The following is an 18,031-nucleotide window of genomic DNA, read 5'->3' on the forward strand; positions in this document are numbered from 1 at the left end:
AAGTATGTCAGAAGTAACACAGTTTCATAACCTGTCACATATTTTTATCTCATTAATAGGTGCTGTTTTACTATTGGCAATTTATTATAATATAAGAAAACGTTTTTTTTCGGTATTAGAAGATGGAAACGGAATTAAACGAGTAGATAAAGGGTTATTATATTTTAGCTTTGGTATGTTGGTGTGGGTGTTTTCAGGTTCATGGGGACTCATTGCTAATTATTTTAATTTTCAAGACACATTATCGTACCAAATAGGAATAAATATATTATCTACTATAAATAATTTATTTTGGTTATTGGCGCTACATTATGTGCACGATGCTCCTAAGTTTATTTATAGAAATGAAAAAAATGTAAAAATTATTTCTATTATTATAATTATAGCTGCTTCATTAACATTATTGTTATCTTTTATAATTGGTACTAATATTTACTATGGAATTAAACTTGTTGGAATTCCTGATTTCTTATTAACAACTTTTCTATGTTATTTAATGGGGGTTTCATTTTATAGAACCTTTATGCATAGAGATTTAAAGTTAGTAGCTGTTATTTCAATAATTGCAATTTTTTTATTGTTTATTTCACAGTTTTCAGATGTGTTCACAGTCTTGAATAACGATTTTTTTAATCAGCTTATTAGAATTATAACTAAAACCTCGTTAGTTTCCGTTTTTCTAGTTTTAGCAACAAGTTGGGTTATTCAACTAGCGAATACACCAAAACCAAATGAAATGAAAATAAAGTTTCTAGATTGGTCTTTAGTCGAATTAACTATTCCTTCTAAAGGAATTATAGCAGAGAAAATTGATTTTGGTTCAAAAACTACTCAGTATAAAAATTTACTGAATTTTGCATATAAAAGAAAGTTTAATGAAGTTAATAAGCAAAGTATTGTTGTTAGTTATGGAGGTGAGATAAAGAGTCAAACATATTTAACAAGGATTATAGATAATATAAATGTAATACTTCAATTAACAGATGAAAATAAATTAGAGCGTAAAGATTTAATTACTTTTATAGGAGAAAGTAAATATAGATTACGAATTATTCCAGAACATATATTTGTTGATGAAGCATTATTAGAAGAGTATAAAAAACTTGTAATTAAATGAAAATAGCAGCAACTCAAATTGATGTAAGTGTAGGTAAAATTGAAAAGAATATTATTGCTCATATCAAAGCTATAAAAGAAGCTGTAAAAGAAAAAGTAGATTTAATTACATTTCCTGAAATGTCAATAACTGGATATTGTAGAGAAGAAGGAAAAAGATTAGCCTTTATAAAAAAGGATAAAAGATTAAATAGCTTAAGAAAATTATCTAAAGAGAATAATATTATAATTGTTGTTGGAGCTCCAATATTGTTAGATGATATGTTATACATAGGGTCTTTCATACTAAAACCAAAAGGAGACGAGGAAATTTATACAAAGCAATATTTACATTCAGGAGAAGAGATGTACTATAAAAGTTCTTTTTTATACAATCCAAAAGTAACTATAGTAAATGAACAATTGTCTTTTGCTATTTGTGCTGATATCGATAATGTAGAACATCCTAAACAAGCAAAGTTAGATAAGTCAACAGTTTATGTTCCTAGTATATTCTTTTCTAAAGAAGGTATTGATAAAGGGTATTCGTCTTTAAAAAGGTATTCTGAAAAATACATGTTACCAATTCTTATGAGTAACTTTTGTGGAGAACATTGGGGTGTTAAAGCTGGAGGTAAAAGTGCCTTTTGGAATGAAAAAGGAAAAAAAATAGTAGCCTTAGATTCTGAAAAAGAAGGGTTAATTATTGTTGAAAAAGATAGTGTAAATTGGAAGGTTAAGTCTATTATGTTTTAAAACTCTTAAGCGCTGATTTTTAGTGTTACAGAAACTCACAAAAGGTTATTTTTTATTACAATTAACTACAATTGTAGAAAGTGGTTTTAGCAGATTTTATATTCGCTCAAAACTATTTTTATATGAAAAATCATACATCAACAAAAGATGTTTTAGGTCATCCTAGAGGATTGTTATATTTATTTTTTGCAGAATTATGGGAACGCTTTTCTTTTTATGGAATGCGAGCATTATTAGTTCTATACATGACCAAACATTTGTTATTTACAGATGAAATGTCTTTTGGTATTTATGCAGCCTATATGTCATTAGTATATGTAACGCCAATGATAGGAGGAATGTTAGCAGATAAAGTATTAGGTTTCAGAAAGGCAATTGTTTTAGGTGGGGTATTAATGGCTTTAGGACACTTTTTTTTAACTTTTGAACAACCTATATTTTTTTATGGATCACTTTCTTTAATAATTATTGGAAATGGTTTTTTTAAGCCTAATATATCTTCTTTTGTAGGGAAGTTATACAATGAAGGAGACACAAGGCGCGATGCTGGTTTTACTATTTTTTATATGGGAATTAATATTGGTGGAGCTGTAGCTCCATTATTGTGTGCATGGTTAGCTGAATTGTATGGATGGCATTACGGATTTGTTTTAGCAGGAATAGGAATGCTTTTAGGGCTTTTAGTGTTTAAAAAAGGATTAAATAATAATGTATTTGATAAGCATGGTGCTGTTCCGAATTTAGCGGTATATAATCAAAAAAAGTTTGGTATTAAAATGGGGAGTTTAATAACAGTCTGCGCTTTATTATTCGTGCCTGTTTTTGCTTTAATTGTAAGATATCATCAGTTTGAACACTATTTAGTTTGGATTGTTTCGTTGTTTTTGGTTTTATATATAATTAATGTTTTACGAAATGTAACTGTTTCTGAACGCCAAAAATTATTAGTAGCCGTTTACTTTACAGTATTGTATACTGTGTTTTCAGCAATATTTGAACAAGCTGGTAGTTCACTAACGTTATTTGCAGACAGAAACGTGAATTTAATAGGAATAAATGCTGCTCAAACTAATAGTATAAATTCAAGCTTTATAATTTTATTTGCCATACCATTTTCAATGTTGTGGATGTACTTAAATAAAATAAACAAAAATCCAAATTCTGTCATTAAGTTTGGCGTAGGTATAGCTCTTTTAGGATTAGGGTTTGTAGTTTTTGCAATGTCTGCATACCAAGTTGATGAGTTTGCTAAAACACCAATGAGTTATTTGATAGTAGGTTATTTAGTGTTAACTATGGGGGAGCTTTTTTTATCTCCAATAGGGTTGTCAAAAATAACAGAATTATCTCCAACTAAATATGTAGCTTTTATAATGGGAGTTTGGTTTTCTGCTAATTTTTATGGGCATTTTTTTGCAGGGAGAATAGCAAAATTAACAACAGTGTCAGATGGTGATTTAGGAGTTTTTTCAAATGGCTTATTAGGAGAAATAACAACATTTATAACAGGAATGTCAAGTGAAGTAATTTTATCTAAAGAACCAATATTTCATCAATTATATTCTTATGTTTCTGTGTATTCTGGTTTTGGATTTTTTACTTTTTTAATAGGTGTGTTGGTAATGATATTTTCAAAAAAAATAAAAAGAATGATGCAAAATGTACATTAGTATTAGCTTAAGGGTTTAGTTTTTATTTTTTTATATATTGGTACTATGGAAACTACTGAACATTATTTTAAAACAAATAAAGAAACTTGGAATAAAAAAGTTGCTGTGCATGCTAAAAGTGAAATGTATAATTTAAAAGCATTTAAGGAAGGTGAAAATTCATTAATGAAATATGAGTTGGATGCTTTAGGAGATGTCTCAGGGAAGTCATTATTACACTTACAATGTCATTTTGGACAAGATACTTTAAGTTGGAGTAGAAAGGGGGCTAAATGCACTGGCATCGATTTATCAGATGAAGGAATTAAGTTAGCAAGAGAGTTAAATGAAGAATTAAAGCTAGATTCTAAATTTATATGTTGTAATGTATATGATGTAAATAAACATGTTTCCGAGCAATTTGATATCGTGTTCACAAGTTATGGAACCATTGGTTGGTTGCCAAATTTAAAGCCTTGGGCAAAAATAATAGCATCTAGATTAAAAGAAGGAGGGGTTTTCTTTATTGCAGAATTTCACCCAATCGTGTGGATGTTTGATTATCTAAAGAAACCTGCAGAACTTAGTTTTGGATACAATCAAAAAGAAGTTATCTATGAAGAATATTCAGGTACTTATGCAGATGAAAAAAATGAAGTTATCAGTAAGGAATATGGGTGGAATCATGGTTTAGGAGAGATAATTACAGCCTTAACATCTGAAGGATTGCAGATAGAGTACCTAAATGAGTATGACGAAAGCCCCTATGATGTTTTTCCTGATCTTGTAAAAACTGAAAATGGAATGTTTACGACAAAAGATAAATTATATCCATTAATATTTACATTAAAAGCAACAAAAAAGAGTTAAACAAGCATCTTTGTATATTTAAATAAGAAAATGTATTTAAGAAACTAAAAAAGGTCGTCTAAAAAATTAGACGACCTTTTTTATTATGTTTATTTCTTTTTATTTAAATACAGAAACTATATTTATAGCTACTTCATCCCAGGTTTTAGAAACTCCATCTGCTCCCTTATGCAAGTCTTTGCATATTGTGTTTAATGAATCTAAAGCTTTTCGTGCTTCCCAGTTACTTACTTTCATAGTTGCATTTAAACTAAATTTTTTTCCATCTAAAGTATAAGTAAAAGGTAATTTTTTAGTAACATTATTCATTGTGATGTCAGAATACCCAATAGAATCATTCTCTAAAACTAATTTTCCAGAAAGTAATTCAGTCTTGTCCATGATACCAAAAAAGAATTTTTTAATTTTAAAATCTCTTCCAGAGTCAGAAGTGAAAATACTGCTTACAGGAATTGAAAATTCAGCGTTATTAAGTGCTTCTTTAGCAGAGTTTCCTTCACCACCAGCGGTGATGTTTACTTTTTTAAATTGACCTTTTACAGGTATTTTTTCTGTGGTTTTATAAGCTGTCCAGTTTACTTTATTATCAGCATTTTTTAATGAAAAAGGAGCTTGTTTTTTTTCAACTTTAGCTTCCTTTTGCTCTTCTTTTTTTGTTTCTTTTTTACAAGAAGTTAGCTGTAAAGTAATAGCACATAATAAGAGAGGAAAGATTAATTTTTTCATAAGTATTGTTTTATAATAGTATTTACTAAGTTAATATATTCTTTTTTTGCATCTTCAGGACTCATGCCTTTCAACTGTACCCAAGCATTGAATTTAAATGCACTTCTCAGGCCTGTAGTTGTGTTATTATTAGCGTTAAAAGAAAATTGATCTCCTTTCATAGCTTGTTTATAATACGCATATAATTTAAGCATAATATCTTGAGGTAATTTACCTTGCATGTTTGAAGCTATTTTATAAGCCTCCTGAAATTGTATGTCTAAATCATTTATCATAAATAATATGTAAATGGTATTACATTAAAAAGTGTATATACAAATATACAAAAGGAGCAAGGAAATATAAACTATCTAAACGATCAAGTAATCCACCATGTCCTGGCATTATGGTTCCGCTATCTTTAACATTTGCTCTTCTTTTAAACATCGATTCAACTAAATCACCAAAAGTACCAGCTGTAGAAACAATTAAAGCAATGATAATCCAGTTAAATATAGATAATACAGAAGAATAATAACCAATTAAAACACCAACAATTAAAGAGAAAAATAAACCTCCAATAAATCCTTCAATAGTTTTTTTAGGAGAGATTCTTTCAAATAATTTAGTTTTACCAAAATTCTTTCCAACTAAAAAAGCAAAACTATCGTTAGTCCATATAAGAACTATAATATATATTATAACATATGGATGATAGTTGTTGTTTATAAAAGGAAGTAAAGTTAAAAAAGTAAAAGGTAAAATAATATAACGAATACCTACATCTAATTTATCCATAAATGTTTTTGGATATTCTGAATTTTTACTTCTATATAGGTTATAAATCATCTGAAAAGAACAAATTAATGTAATAATCAGTATGAATAAAAGAGTTCTTCTAGATGCTATTTCTTTAGTGTAATATATAGCTATAGGGAGTATTATATATGGAATATAATTTTTGAAATTAATGATTTTATTAAATTCCCACAAGCATATAGCAGAGAAAACTGCAATTAAGGCAGTATATGATTCTGCTGAGTATAATATTGCAGAGATAAAAATAATAGCATAAACAAGTCCAGAAATACTTCTTATTACTAAGTTTCGCATGTTTTAGAGGTCTTCAAAAAGAAGTAAGTATAAATTTTTTGAATTGCTATTACCGTAATTCAAAAAATCATCATTATTCTTTTGTATTGTATAATTGGTTATAGAACTAATATTAGTAGGGATATTACCTTTAAAATGGGTTTTAATACCTGTTAAACCTTCACTAATGTTTTTCACTAGTTGACTTGTGGTTGCGTAAATAATAAAGTTCTCAGATAATTCAGATATTTTATTACTTCCTAATTGGTTTGAAGAAAATAATATGTCTCCTTTATTAGCAATTAAATGCTCACAACTAGTAAAAAAAGGAATAGTATTGTTAGGTGTATCTTGAGATTTTATTTTTAATTGCTGGGTGATTTTTAATAAATCAAAATCAGTACAAGTTATATTTTCCCAGTTATTCTCTTTCAAAATATTTTCTAAATTGATGATAACTTCATTAATACTTGTAGAATATAAAAATTTCCCTCCTTTGTTAATAAAATGATGTACAAACAAATCATCTAAAGAAAGATTAACCGGTTGACGATTAATTTCTTCTTTAGATGATTCTGTATATGATTTAAATAGTTTTTTAAAAAAATTCATTAAAACAAAAAACTTATTCTTCTGTTATTGGATTTGTATTTTCTTTTGTTTCGTCTTTTTCAAATGGTCTTTTACCAAATAATTTAATTAAATCGTCTTTAAAGATAACTTCTTTTTCTAGTAAACGATCAGCCAATAGTGTTAATTTATCTTTATGTTGCTCTAATATTTCAATAGCTCTAACATATTGACCTTCTATTATTTTTGAAATTTCTTCATCTATAGTTTTAGCAGTAGCATCACTATAAGGTTTTACAAAACCATCATTACCAGATGAATCATAATATGTAATATTTCCTACTTTATCGTTTAATCCGTATACAGTAACCATTGCTCTTGCTTGTTTAGTTACTTTTTCTAGATCACTTAAAGCTCCAGTAGAAATTTTGTTAAACATTAATTTTTCAGCAGCTCTTCCTCCCATGGTAGCACACATTTCATCTAGCATTTGTTCAGTTTGAACAATCTTTCTTTCTTCTGGAAGGTACCACGCTGCACCTAATGATTGTCCACGTGGTACAATAGTAACTTTAACTAAAGGAGCAGCATGTTCTAACATCCAACTTACTGTAGCATGACCTGCTTCATGAAAAGCTATTACTTTCTTTTCTTTAGGAGTAATTACTTTGTTTTTCTTTTCTAAACCTCCAACGATTCTATCAACAGCATCTAAGAAATCTTGATGTTCAATAGCTTCTTTATTATTTCTTGCAGCTATTAAAGCAGCTTCATTACATAAATTGGCAATATCAGCACCAGAAAACCCAGGAGTTTGTTGAGCTAAAAATTCTAAATTAGCATTGTCTGCCAATTTCAAAGGCTTTATATGTACTTCAAAAATTTCTCTTCGTTCGTGTAAGTCAGGTAAGTCAACATAAATTTGACGGTCAAAACGACCAGCACGCATTAAAGCTTTGTCTAAAACATCTGCACGGTTTGTTGCGGCAAGTACAATAACATTTGTATCAGTACCAAAACCATCCATTTCAGTTAATAATTGGTTTAACGTGTTTTCGCGTTCATCGTTACCACCAGTCATACTATTTTTACCTCTTGCTCTACCAATAGCATCTATCTCATCAATAAATATAATTGAAGGAGACTTTTGTTGAGCTTGTTTAAATAGGTCTCTTACACGTGAAGCACCAACACCTACAAACATTTCAACAAAATCAGAACCAGATAAAGAAAAGAAAGGTACACCAGCTTCACCAGCAACAGCTTTAGCTAATAAAGTTTTCCCAGTTCCAGGAGGTCCTACTAATAAGGCCCCTTTTGGTATCTTTCCACCTAATCTTGTATATTTTTCAGGACTCTTTAAGAAATCTACAATTTCTTGTACTTCTTCTTTAGCACCTTCTAAACCAGCAACATTTTTAAAAGTAGTTTTTACTTTAGTGTCTTGATCAAAAAGTTTAGCTTTAGATTTACCAATGTTGAAAATTTGTCCACCACCACCGGCACCACCACCAGATCCTGACATTCTTCTCATAAAAAATAACCAAATAACAATTAGTAAAATAAAAGGTAAAAAACTTATAATGGTATCCATCATACTAGTTTTACTATCATTCCCTTTATCAAAATCTAAAGAATATGTATCTTTTGCTTTTTGAAGTTCTTTTTCAAAATTTTGTAAATCCCCAAAATTATATTTGTAAAGTGGAGCCCCTTTTCTGTAAAAAGGAGAATTACTTAATTTTTTATGAGATTCTTTACTCAAAGATTCATCTTTAATAAATATTTCTGCGTATGATTTATTGTATATAAAAATTTTAGAAATATCATTATCCTTAAGAATTTGATTGAATTCGTTTTCAGATAAATTTTTAGAACCCATTGAACCTGAGTTAAAAAAAGTTAACCCTATAAATAAAACTGCTATTGGAATATATATCCAAAGAGAATTAAAGGTTAGTTTAGGTGTGTTTTTTTTCTTATCACTCATAAAATTTGTTTCAAAATATATTAATTATGCCGGATTTATTTGCGTTATTTTTGCATCTCCCCAAAGGCTTTCAATATCATAAAATTCACGTGTTTGTTTTTGAAAAACATGTACTACTACGTTTACATAATCCATCAAAACCCATTCAGAGTTTCCTTGACCTTCTACATGCCAAGGTTTATCCTTTAGTTCCTTACTAACGACTTTTTGTATTGAACCAGATATAGCATTAACTTGTGTGTTTGAATTACCAGAGCAAACTATAAAATAATCGCATACGGTATTATCAATTTCTCTTAAATCAAGTAGTTGAATGTCTTCTCCTTTTACGTCATCAATCCCCTTTATAATCACAGCTATTAAATCGTCTGTGCTTGCTTGTTTTTTAGTCATTAAAAAAAATTAAATTTTAGCAAAGTTATTATTTTTTTGCGAGTAAATAGTGTATTATTGATACTACTTTTACTTATAAAATATTTATGAAAATAATCAAACTTGATGCCATTGATTCAACAAATACTTTTTTGAAAGAAATGGCAGGAAATTCAATACTAGAAAATTTTACAGTTGTTGTAGCTAAACATCAAAGGTTAGGTAGAGGGCAAATGAAAACTGAATGGAATTCTAAAGAGGGTAAAAACCTGACTTTTAGTGTTTTTGTTAAGTTTAAAGGTTTGTTGGTAACAAGTCAGAGATATTTAAACTTTTCTGTTGCTATAAGTGTATATGAAGTACTTAATGAGTTGAAATTGCCAAAAATGTCTATAAAATGGCCTAACGACATTCTGGCAGAAGGAATGAAGATATGCGGAATTTTAATAGAGAATTCTTTGAAAGGCAATGAAATACAATCGTCAGTAATAGGTGTTGGGTTAAATGTTAATGAATCTTTTTTGTCTAATAAAGAATTAAAAGCTGTTTCAATTAAAGATATTTTAAAAGAAGAATTAGGTTTGGATGATTTATTAAAAAAAGTAGTTGTTAGATTAGAAAAAAATATAGAAATTTTAAATGCAAAAGAGTATGACTATCTTGAATCAAAGTATTTAGATGTGTTGTATAAAAAAAACGTTCCGAGTATGTTTAAAACAAATCAAAACGTTTTATTTATGGGTAAAATAGTTGGAGTATCTAAAAATGGTAAACTCCAAATAGAATTAAGCGATGAAACTATTAAAGAATTTGAAATTAAAGAAGTTTCATTTGCTTAGTACTAAAAATATACTGTTATAATTTAGCTATATTTTCTGTTAGGGTTTCGATAAATTTAGTTAAAGGTTTTTTTACCATCATGGCCATCATAGGATTAAAATCTCCATTAAATTTTAATGTAACCTCACTTTCATTTTCAGATATTTCTTTGATGTCTGAAGCCAAGGTAAAAGGTAATTTACTACTAGCAGCACCTAAAGTTACATTTGAAAACTCAGTTTTCTCTTTCATAACCAATCTAATTTCTGGCATACCTTTTAATCCAAAAATAAAACTATCACCATCAACTTCAAATTTTTGAGTGTTTTCAGGCATTAATTGCTCATAATTCTCAAGTTTAGTAAAAAAATTAAAAAGTTCTTCCGAAGATTTTTTTACTCTTACAATATTTCCTTCAATATTCATTAATCTATTTTTTAACTATTCTTCTTTTTGTTTCCAAGTACTAGGAGAAACTCTCCAATCTTCTAAAGTACGAAGTTCTTCACTAGTTATATATTTGCTATCTAAAGCTTGTTCTAATAAAAACTCGTAATTACTTAAAGTGGTTAATTCGACATTATCATTTTTAAAGTTTTCAGAAGCTATATCAAATCCATAAGAAAATATAGCAACCATACCTTTTACAGTAGCGTTTGCTTCTTTTAAAGCTTTAACAGCATTCAAGCTACTTTTACCAGTACTTATCAAATCCTCAATAACCACAACATTTTGTCCACTTTCTAAGTAACCTTCTATTTGGTTTTTTCGACCATGCTTCTTTGGCTCTGGTCTTACATATATAAAAGGAACACCTAATTCTTGAGCAACCAATACACCTATGGCTATTGCTCCAGTAGCAACACCTGCAATAACATCAGGCTTACCATGCTTATCTTCTACAATTTTTGCTATTTTTTCTTTTAAAAAATTTCTAACTGAAGGGAAAGATAATGTAATTCTATTATCACAATAAATTGGAGACTTCCATCCTGAAGCCCATGTAAATGGCTCTTTAGGGCTAAGTTTAATCGCTTTTATTTGTAAAAGGAGTTCAGCCGTTTTTTTTGCCGTATCTTTGTTAAAATCCATGTCGCAAATGTATAAAGTTTTTGTTAATGATAAACCAATAATATTAACAACTTCGATAAAAAAAGAAGAAAACTATCCTGTTTATCTTTTTAAAAACACTGTTATAGAGGAGCTAATTTATAAGTTAAAAGCAAATATTTTATCAGGTGTTTACCTGTTTTCTACAAATTTAGATGAAGATTGGAGAAGATTTAGAGAAAAATTTAATCCTATTGTAGCGGGAGGAGGGTTAGTTTTGAATGAAGAAAAAGAAGTTTTATTTATATACAGAGGAAATAAGTGGGACTTGCCAAAAGGAAGAATTGAAAGAGGAGAAGAAATTGAAGAAACTGCCATTAGAGAGGTAGAAGAAGAATGTGGTATTGAAAATTTAGTAATAAAGAAATTCTTGTTAAATACATACCATCTTTTTTTACAAAATGGAGAAAAAAGACTTAAAGAAACATATTGGTATTTGATGCACTCAAATTATAAAGGAGAATTAAAGCCTCAAATAGAAGAAGGAATTACCGATGTGTGTTTTAAGAATGAAAAAGAAATAGAAGAAGCACTACAAAATACATACGCTAATATTAAATTAGTTTATAAAGAATACCAAAAAGACATGTAAAATGACATTGTGTCATTGAATACTTCTGTTTTTTTATTAATTACTGACAAATTATTGCTAAATTTCTATTGGCATACAGTTTGTCTATCTCTACTCGTAAAATTGAATTAAAAATAAAAAAATAAATAGTATTATGAGTAAAATTATAGGTATTGATTTAGGTACTACCAACTCATGTGTTTCTGTAATGGAAGGAAATGAGCCAGTAGTAATTCCAAATGCAGAAGGAAAAAGAACTACACCATCTATTGTGGCTTTCGTAGAAGGAGGAGAGCGTAAAGTTGGTGATCCAGCAAAAAGACAAGCAGTTACTAATCCAACTAAAACTGTTTATTCTATAAAACGTTTTATGGGGAATAAATTTTCTGAATCTTCTAAAGAAGCAGGAAGGGTTCCTTATAAAGTTGTTAAAGGAGATAACGATACACCTCGTGTAGATATTGATGGACGTTTATATACGCCACAAGAAATATCTGCAATGGTATTACAAAAAATGAAAAAAACTGCTGAAGACTATTTAGGTCAAGGAGTTTCTGAAGCTGTTATTACAGTTCCAGCATATTTTAATGACGCACAACGTCAGGCAACTAAAGAAGCTGGAGAAATTGCAGGATTAAAAGTTCGTAGAATTATTAACGAACCAACTGCTGCAGCTTTAGCTTATGGATTAGATAAATCTCATGACGATAAGAAAATTGTTGTATTTGATTTTGGAGGAGGTACACATGATGTTTCTATTTTAGAGTTAGGAGATGGAGTATTTGAAGTATTAGCTACTGATGGAGATACACACTTAGGAGGAGATGATGTTGATGAAAAATTAATCAACTGGTTAGCTGAAGAGTTTAAAGCTGAAGAAAACATGGACTTACGTCAAGATCCTATGGCTTTACAACGTTTAAAAGAAGCTGCAGAGAAAGCGAAAATTGAGTTATCTAGTACAACTTCTACTGAAATTAACTTACCGTATATTACTGCTACTGCAAGTGGACCAAAGCACTTAGTTAGAACAATGACTAGAGCTAAATTTGAGCAGTTAATTGATGATTTAATTAAAAGAACTATTGAGCCTTGTGCTACTGCTTTAAAAAATGCAGATTTATCAATTGATGAAATTGATGAAGTTGTTTTAGTTGGAGGTTCTACTCGTATTCCTGCTATTCAGGAAGCGGTTGAGAAGTTTTTCAAAAAAGCACCAAGTAAAGGAGTAAATCCTGATGAAGTAGTTTCTTTAGGAGCTGCAATTCAAGGAGGAGTTTTAACTGGAGATGTAAAAGACGTTTTATTATTAGATGTAACGCCTTTATCTTTAGGAATCGAAACTATGGGTAACGTATTTACTAAGTTAATTGATGCAAATACAACTATTCCTACAAAAAAATCTCAAGTGTTTTCTACAGCAGTAGACAACCAACCTTCTGTTGATATCCATGTTTTACAAGGAGAAAGAGCAATGGCTGCAGATAATAAAACAATTGGACGTTTCCAATTGACTGATATTCCACCAGCGCAAAGAGGAGTTCCTCAAATTGAAGTAACTTTTGATATTGATGCAAATGGAATTATCAATGTTTCTGCTGCAGATAAAGCTACAGGGAAATCTCAAGATATTCGTATCGAAGCTTCTTCAGGATTATCTGATGAAGAAATTGAGAAAATGAAAGCAGAAGCCGAAGCAAATGCAGATGCAGATAAGCAAGCTAAAGAAACTGCAGAGAAAATTAATGGTGCAGATTCTATGATTTTCCAAACGGAAAAGCAATTAAAAGAATTTGGAGATAAATTATCAGCAGATAAAAAAGAGCCAATAGAAGCAGCTTTAGAGGAGTTGAAGAAAGCTCACGAATCTAAAGATTTAGCGCAAATTGATACTGCAATGGAGAAGATTAATGAAGCATGGAAAGTTGCTTCAGAAGAAATGTATGCTGCACAGCAACAAGCTGGTGGAGCAGATGCAGGAGCTCAACAACAAGCACAACCTGAAGGTGATGCTCAAGGTGATAATGTTGAAGATGTAGATTTCGAAGAAGTGAAGTAATTACATTCTAATATATACATTAAACCCATTGCAATTTATTGCAATGGGTTTTTTCTATTATAATAATAACTACATTTGAAAATATAGATCTGAAGAAGTATTATGAATAAAATAACCCTTTACTTTTTATTTTTTTTACTGTTTTTGAGTAAGTTAACTTTTGCTCAACATCCAGTATATAATCACTTAACAGAAAAAGATGGTTTACCAGATATTGAATTTTATGGCGTTATAGAAGATAGAGAAGGTTTTGTATGGCTAGCTGCAGATAAAGGTCTCTTTCGTTATGATGGAAAGGAATTTAAAAATTATTCACACCCTGACAAACGAGGGTTATCAGTATTCGGATTGAAATTGGATGAAAAAGGTAGGGTTTGGTGTAATAATATTTCTGGTCAGTATTTTTATATAGAAGATGATAAACTAAATTTATCTGTAGATATAAAAGAACATGCAAGTGGCCAATTAGCAAGCTTTTTTTTATACAAAAATAGTTTGATAGCTTCAAATTTAGGTTATGTAGCAAGAATTGATTTAGAAACAAAAGAAAAGAAAATATTTAAAGATGGTGTTAATGTAGTTGCTTCGGTTTTTAGAAGCAAGGACTCACTGTTCTTATTAAGTACTAATTATTATAAGTATAGTCTTAATGGTAAGGAATATTCCAATGAGTTTTCATTGGGCTCTAATATTTCAATAGAAGGAGCTACAAGTTATTTTACTCATAAAAATAAGCAGTTTGTTTATTCCTTTAACTTTCAGGCTGATGGGGTGAATGTTGAAAAACCATCAATTTTAATGAAGCAAGGTAAATCTTTTAAAAAGATATTACTTCCAAGAATTTTAAGAGGTAATACAATTGTAAAAAGTTTTTACGATGCCGGAGATGAATTTTGGTTTGGAACTAATAAAGGAGTAATAATTTGTGAATATAAAGAAGGAGAGTTTTTTTATAAAAGAACAAATTTTGAAGGAAAGTATATAACTGGTTTTTTAAGAGATAGATATAACAATTATTGGTATACCACTCATAGAAATGGTGTTTTTATAGTACCAAATTCTTATTTGAATAAGTATGAATTAGATGAAAGCAGGCAAAATATTAGTGCCATGGATAGGGTAGGGGATAATAGTGTATTGTTTGGGGCTACTAATGGAGATATTGGTGTTATTGATATTAAACAAAAAACACTTAAGAAATTTGATTTAAATGATAAACAAAAAGTGTTTGCTATTATAGGATTGACTGATGAACTAGCTTTAATAAGTTTTGCTACCTATTGTTATGTTTTTAATATAAAAACTGAAGAGTATAAAAAATTCCAGATGAATGGTAATGTAAAAGACTTTTCATTCATAGATAAAAATAGAGTAGTGATGGCGGCCTATTCCTCAGCAGCTATTGTTTTAGTAGATAATCCAAAAAAGAATAAAAGAATTGGATCTAAAAGATCATACTCAACCTATTATAGTAAAAAAAGTAAAAAAATTTATGTAGGATATGTGTACGGGGTAAAAGAATATGATGAGAATTTAAAAAGTAGGACAATAACTTTTAAAAATAGAGAAATTTTTGCAGTTGATATTGATGAAACAGCTAATGGTGTGGTGTGGTTTTCTACATTTAAAGATGGTATAGTTGGTTTAAAAGAAGATGGGACAATTATTAACTACACACAAAAAAATGGGTTGCTTTCTAATTTAACAAGTGTTATAAAAAGTGATGGAGATTATTTATGGATTTCTACTAACAAAGGTGTACAAGTATTAAATACAATAACTGGTAGGTTTAGAAATTTAACTAAGAGGCATGGATTAAATTCTTTTAATATTTCTGATATCTCAATTTTTGATAAAACTGTTTTTTTAAGCTCTAATAAAGGTGTTTTTCAAATAGATAAAGAAAAGGTTTTTACCAATACTGTTCTTTTAGATTTCTATTTCACTAAGATTTCAGTTGAAGATAAGCAGGTTTCTATAAAGGAAAGTTATAAGCTTGATTCTAATACAAAAAAAATTCAGTTTAGTTTTCATACCAATGGCTTTTTAGCTGAAGACAACATTGAATATAAGTATCGATTACTAGGAGCATCAAAAGAATGGAGTTTGATTTCACAAGGTGTTAATCAGGTTACTTTTAATAATTTGGCTGCTGGATCTTATACGTTTGAATTAAAAGCTGTTCAAATAAATGGAAAAGAAGAAACAGCAGTAAAAACCATTAAATTAAAAATAAATCCCCCTTTTTATAAAGAATGGTGGTTCATTGTAGGTGGCTTGTTGTTGTTGTTTGTATTTGTGTGGTTTTATTTTACGAATAGGATAAAGAGCTTAAGAATAAAACAAAAACAATTGTTAGAAAAAGAACGAATGCAAAAACAATTGGTATCTTCTAAATTAGAAAGCCTTCAATCTCAAATGAATCCACACTTTACGTTTAATGCGTTAAATTCTATTCAAAACTTAGTATTAAAGGGTGAGAGGCATGAAGCGTATGATTACTTAACTAAATTTTCATTTTTAATTAGAGAAAATTTAAATATGAGTAAAAAAAGTTTTGTTCAATTTGATAATGAATTACAGTTGTTAGTTAAGTATTTAGAATTAGAAAGACTTCGTTTTGGAGGGGAGTTTGCTTATGAAATTAAAGGAGATAGTAAGGTTGAAGATATAAAAATACCTACAATGATAATTCAACCTTATCTAGAAAATGCTTTAAAACATGGTTTATTACATAAGAAAGGAGATGATAAAAAAATAATTTTAGAATTTTCTCAAGAAGATGGTGTTTTAAAATGTGTTGTATTTGATAACGGAATTGGGGTAGAAGCAGCTAAGAAAATTAAAAAAGAAAGTAACATAACTCGTGAGTCATTTTCTACTAAAGCAATTAAAGATCGACTAGTTTTTTTGAAAGATTATTATAAAACTGATATAGGAGTGGTCTATGAAAAAGTTCCTATAGGAACTAAAGTTGTTATTAAAATTCCATTTACAAAAGTGTAAAATATTCATTTGGAAACAAATTTGCTTGATTAGGAAGAAGATTTAAGTTATCGAAAAAAATAAAAATATATTACAGGAATATTCTTGAAAAAAGAAAGTGTTTTTCCTTGTTTTAAGATTATAAAAGCTCAATGAATTCTATTGTAAAAAAAATATTTGATACAGGTATACAAAATACTAAGGGGACAAAAGAAAATAAAAAGATAAAACTTTTAAATATATTTTGTTTTACATGGTCTGTAATGATTCCTGTGATAACTATTTTTGATATTATTTTTGGAAGAGAGTTGGAAGGTAGTTTGATAATGCATGGTGTTTCTTATATTTTAATAGCATTCATTTTTTATTTTCAAAGTAAACAATTCTATACATTAGCAAGGGTCTTATTTTTGAGTTCTATAATTGGTGTTACATTTGTGTTTGCAAATTATACTACTCCATTAAATTTAATTGAAAATTTTTACTTTGTTTACCCTCTAATAGCTTTGATACTAGTAGATAAAAAATGGATTAATATAGTTATTCTTGTAGTATGTTTTCTATTATATTTTGTGCCAAATTTATATTACGAACACTATCCTAAAAATACCATTTTACCAGTCTTAGTGTTTTCAGTATTTGTTGCTGCCTTCGTAATTTTAAATTATGCCGAAACTTTAAATAAAAAGCATGAAAAAGAATTGTTACTAAATAAAGAGCAGTTAGAACAGGCGTTTTTAGAGTTAGAAGAACGTAAAAAAAGTGAGTTGGCTAGTTTACAGTTAAAAGCATTAAAAGCTCAAATGAATCCACACTTTTTATTTAACGCAATAAACTCAATACAAAATTTAATACTTACAAATAATAAAGAAGAAGCATATAAATACTTGACAAAATTTTCTTTATTAATGCGAGAAAGTTTAAAAACAAGTGAGAAAAGTTTTATAGGTTTTGATGTAGAATTATCAATGTTAAAAAAGTATTTAGAACTTGAAAAATTACGTTTTGGAGAAGATTTCATATATGAAATAAAAGGAGAGAAAGAAATTCAAAGAATAAAAATACCGTCTTCAGTAATACAATCGTTTATAGAAAATGCTATTCGTTATGGTTTGCTGCATAAAACTGATGGAAAAAAAATAATTACAATAGAGTTTTATCAGAGTAAGATATTTACTTGCGTAATAACTGATAACGGTATTGGTATTGAAGCATCTAAAAAGGTAAGTGTACTTAACACTAAATCGAATATTAATGAATCATCAATAATAGCAATACAGAATAGGTTACAGTTATTAAATGAATTTTATAAAATGGATATTGGAGTTTCCTACGAAGAGGTTGAAGAAGGAACAAAGGTTGTTATAAAATTACCATATACAATATAG

General features: G+C 28.8%; 17 protein-coding genes. 9 read left to right on the forward strand and 8 right to left on the reverse strand.

What is annotated here, in order from left to right:
- The first annotated feature begins 4 nt into the window (after window positions 1-4).
- From BLV71_RS11260 to BLV71_RS11275, 4 genes are all read left to right on the forward strand, one after another.
- Entirely contained in the window at window positions 5-1,117 is a 1,113-nt protein-coding gene (locus BLV71_RS11260) for a hypothetical protein (RefSeq protein ID WP_093870643.1), read from the forward strand.
- Window positions 1,114-1,851 carry a carbon-nitrogen hydrolase family protein gene (locus tag BLV71_RS11265; protein ID WP_093870644.1) on the forward strand — a complete coding sequence of 246 codons (738 nt, stop codon included), beginning with the start codon at window positions 1,114-1,116 and terminating at the stop codon, window positions 1,849-1,851. The genes BLV71_RS11260 and BLV71_RS11265 overlap by 4 nt, the downstream gene beginning before the upstream one ends.
- A 122-nt stretch (window positions 1,852-1,973) precedes the next feature.
- Window positions 1,974-3,521 carry a peptide MFS transporter gene (locus BLV71_RS11270; protein WP_093870645.1) on the forward strand — a complete coding sequence of 516 codons (1,548 nt, stop codon included), beginning with the start codon at window positions 1,974-1,976 and terminating at the stop codon, window positions 3,519-3,521.
- A 45-nt stretch (window positions 3,522-3,566) separates the two neighbouring features.
- On the forward strand, window positions 3,567-4,370 hold the full coding sequence (locus BLV71_RS11275; RefSeq protein WP_093870646.1) for a class I SAM-dependent methyltransferase: 804 nt from the start codon (window positions 3,567-3,569) through the stop codon (window positions 4,368-4,370).
- A gap of 99 nt (window positions 4,371-4,469) precedes the next feature.
- Here BLV71_RS11275 and BLV71_RS11280 read toward each other — a convergent pair whose 3' ends face one another.
- From BLV71_RS11280 to rsfS, 6 genes are read right to left on the reverse strand one after another with little or no spacing between them, the layout of a single operon-like run.
- Window positions 4,470-5,096 carry a YceI family protein gene (locus BLV71_RS11280; RefSeq protein WP_093870647.1) on the reverse strand — a complete coding sequence of 209 codons (627 nt, stop codon included), beginning with the start codon at window positions 5,094-5,096 and terminating at the stop codon, window positions 4,470-4,472.
- On the reverse strand, window positions 5,093-5,371 hold the full coding sequence (locus tag BLV71_RS11285; protein WP_093870648.1) for an acyl-CoA-binding protein: 279 nt from the start codon (window positions 5,369-5,371) through the stop codon (window positions 5,093-5,095). The genes BLV71_RS11280 and BLV71_RS11285 overlap by 4 nt, the downstream gene beginning before the upstream one ends.
- Window positions 5,372-5,390: 19 nt before the next feature.
- A complete protein-coding gene (locus BLV71_RS11290; protein WP_093870649.1) occupies window positions 5,391-6,188 on the reverse strand; it encodes a phosphatidate cytidylyltransferase in 798 nt (265 codons plus the stop codon).
- A gap of 3 nt (window positions 6,189-6,191) precedes the next feature.
- Complete coding sequence (locus tag BLV71_RS11295) at window positions 6,192-6,779, reverse strand: LUD domain-containing protein (protein WP_093870650.1); 588 nt, start codon at window positions 6,777-6,779, stop codon at window positions 6,192-6,194.
- Window positions 6,780-6,792: 13 nt separating this feature from the next.
- The gene (ftsH, locus tag BLV71_RS11300) at window positions 6,793-8,727 is read right to left on the reverse strand and encodes an ATP-dependent zinc metalloprotease FtsH (protein ID WP_093870651.1); all 1,935 of its coding nucleotides are present in this window, start codon (window positions 8,725-8,727) and stop codon (window positions 6,793-6,795) included.
- A 24-nt stretch (window positions 8,728-8,751) separates the two neighbouring features.
- Window positions 8,752-9,120, reverse strand: a complete 369-nt coding sequence (gene rsfS / locus BLV71_RS11305) for a ribosome silencing factor (RefSeq protein WP_093870652.1) — start codon at window positions 9,118-9,120, stop codon at window positions 8,752-8,754.
- Window positions 9,121-9,206: 86 nt separating this feature from the next.
- Here rsfS and BLV71_RS11310 point away from each other — a divergent pair, with 86 nt between their 5' ends.
- Window positions 9,207-9,938 (forward strand): biotin--[acetyl-CoA-carboxylase] ligase, encoded by a 732-nt coding sequence (locus tag BLV71_RS11310; RefSeq protein ID WP_093870653.1) that lies wholly within the window; start codon window positions 9,207-9,209, stop codon window positions 9,936-9,938.
- A gap of 16 nt (window positions 9,939-9,954) precedes the next feature.
- Here BLV71_RS11310 and BLV71_RS11315 read toward each other — a convergent pair whose 3' ends face one another.
- Together BLV71_RS11315 and pyrE are read right to left on the reverse strand one after the other, a co-directional pair.
- Complete coding sequence (locus tag BLV71_RS11315) at window positions 9,955-10,344, reverse strand: orotate phosphoribosyltransferase (RefSeq protein WP_093870654.1); 390 nt, start codon at window positions 10,342-10,344, stop codon at window positions 9,955-9,957.
- Between the two features lie 15 nt (window positions 10,345-10,359).
- On the reverse strand, window positions 10,360-11,010 hold the full coding sequence (gene pyrE, locus BLV71_RS11320) for an orotate phosphoribosyltransferase (protein ID WP_093870655.1): 651 nt from the start codon (window positions 11,008-11,010) through the stop codon (window positions 10,360-10,362).
- Between the two features lie 7 nt (window positions 11,011-11,017).
- On the opposite strand from pyrE, the gene BLV71_RS11325 reads away from it, so the two are divergent.
- From BLV71_RS11325 to BLV71_RS11340, 4 genes are all read left to right on the forward strand, one after another.
- Entirely contained in the window at window positions 11,018-11,620 is a 603-nt protein-coding gene (locus BLV71_RS11325) for an NUDIX hydrolase (protein ID WP_093872013.1), read from the forward strand.
- 133 nt (window positions 11,621-11,753) lie between these two features.
- Window positions 11,754-13,658: a molecular chaperone DnaK gene (gene dnaK / locus BLV71_RS11330; protein WP_093870656.1), complete on the forward strand. Its 1,905-nt coding sequence runs from the start codon at window positions 11,754-11,756 to the stop codon at window positions 13,656-13,658.
- A gap of 144 nt (window positions 13,659-13,802) precedes the next feature.
- Window positions 13,803-16,664, forward strand: a complete 2,862-nt coding sequence (locus BLV71_RS11335; RefSeq protein WP_176974392.1) for a sensor histidine kinase — start codon at window positions 13,803-13,805, stop codon at window positions 16,662-16,664.
- Window positions 16,665-16,795: 131 nt separating this feature from the next.
- The gene (locus tag BLV71_RS11340) at window positions 16,796-18,031 is read left to right on the forward strand and encodes a sensor histidine kinase (protein WP_093870658.1); all 1,236 of its coding nucleotides are present in this window, start codon (window positions 16,796-16,798) and stop codon (window positions 18,029-18,031) included.

This window comes from Tenacibaculum sp. MAR_2010_89, from assembly GCF_900105985.1.
GTDB classification, from domain to species: domain Bacteria; phylum Bacteroidota; class Bacteroidia; order Flavobacteriales; family Flavobacteriaceae; genus Polaribacter; species Polaribacter halocynthiae.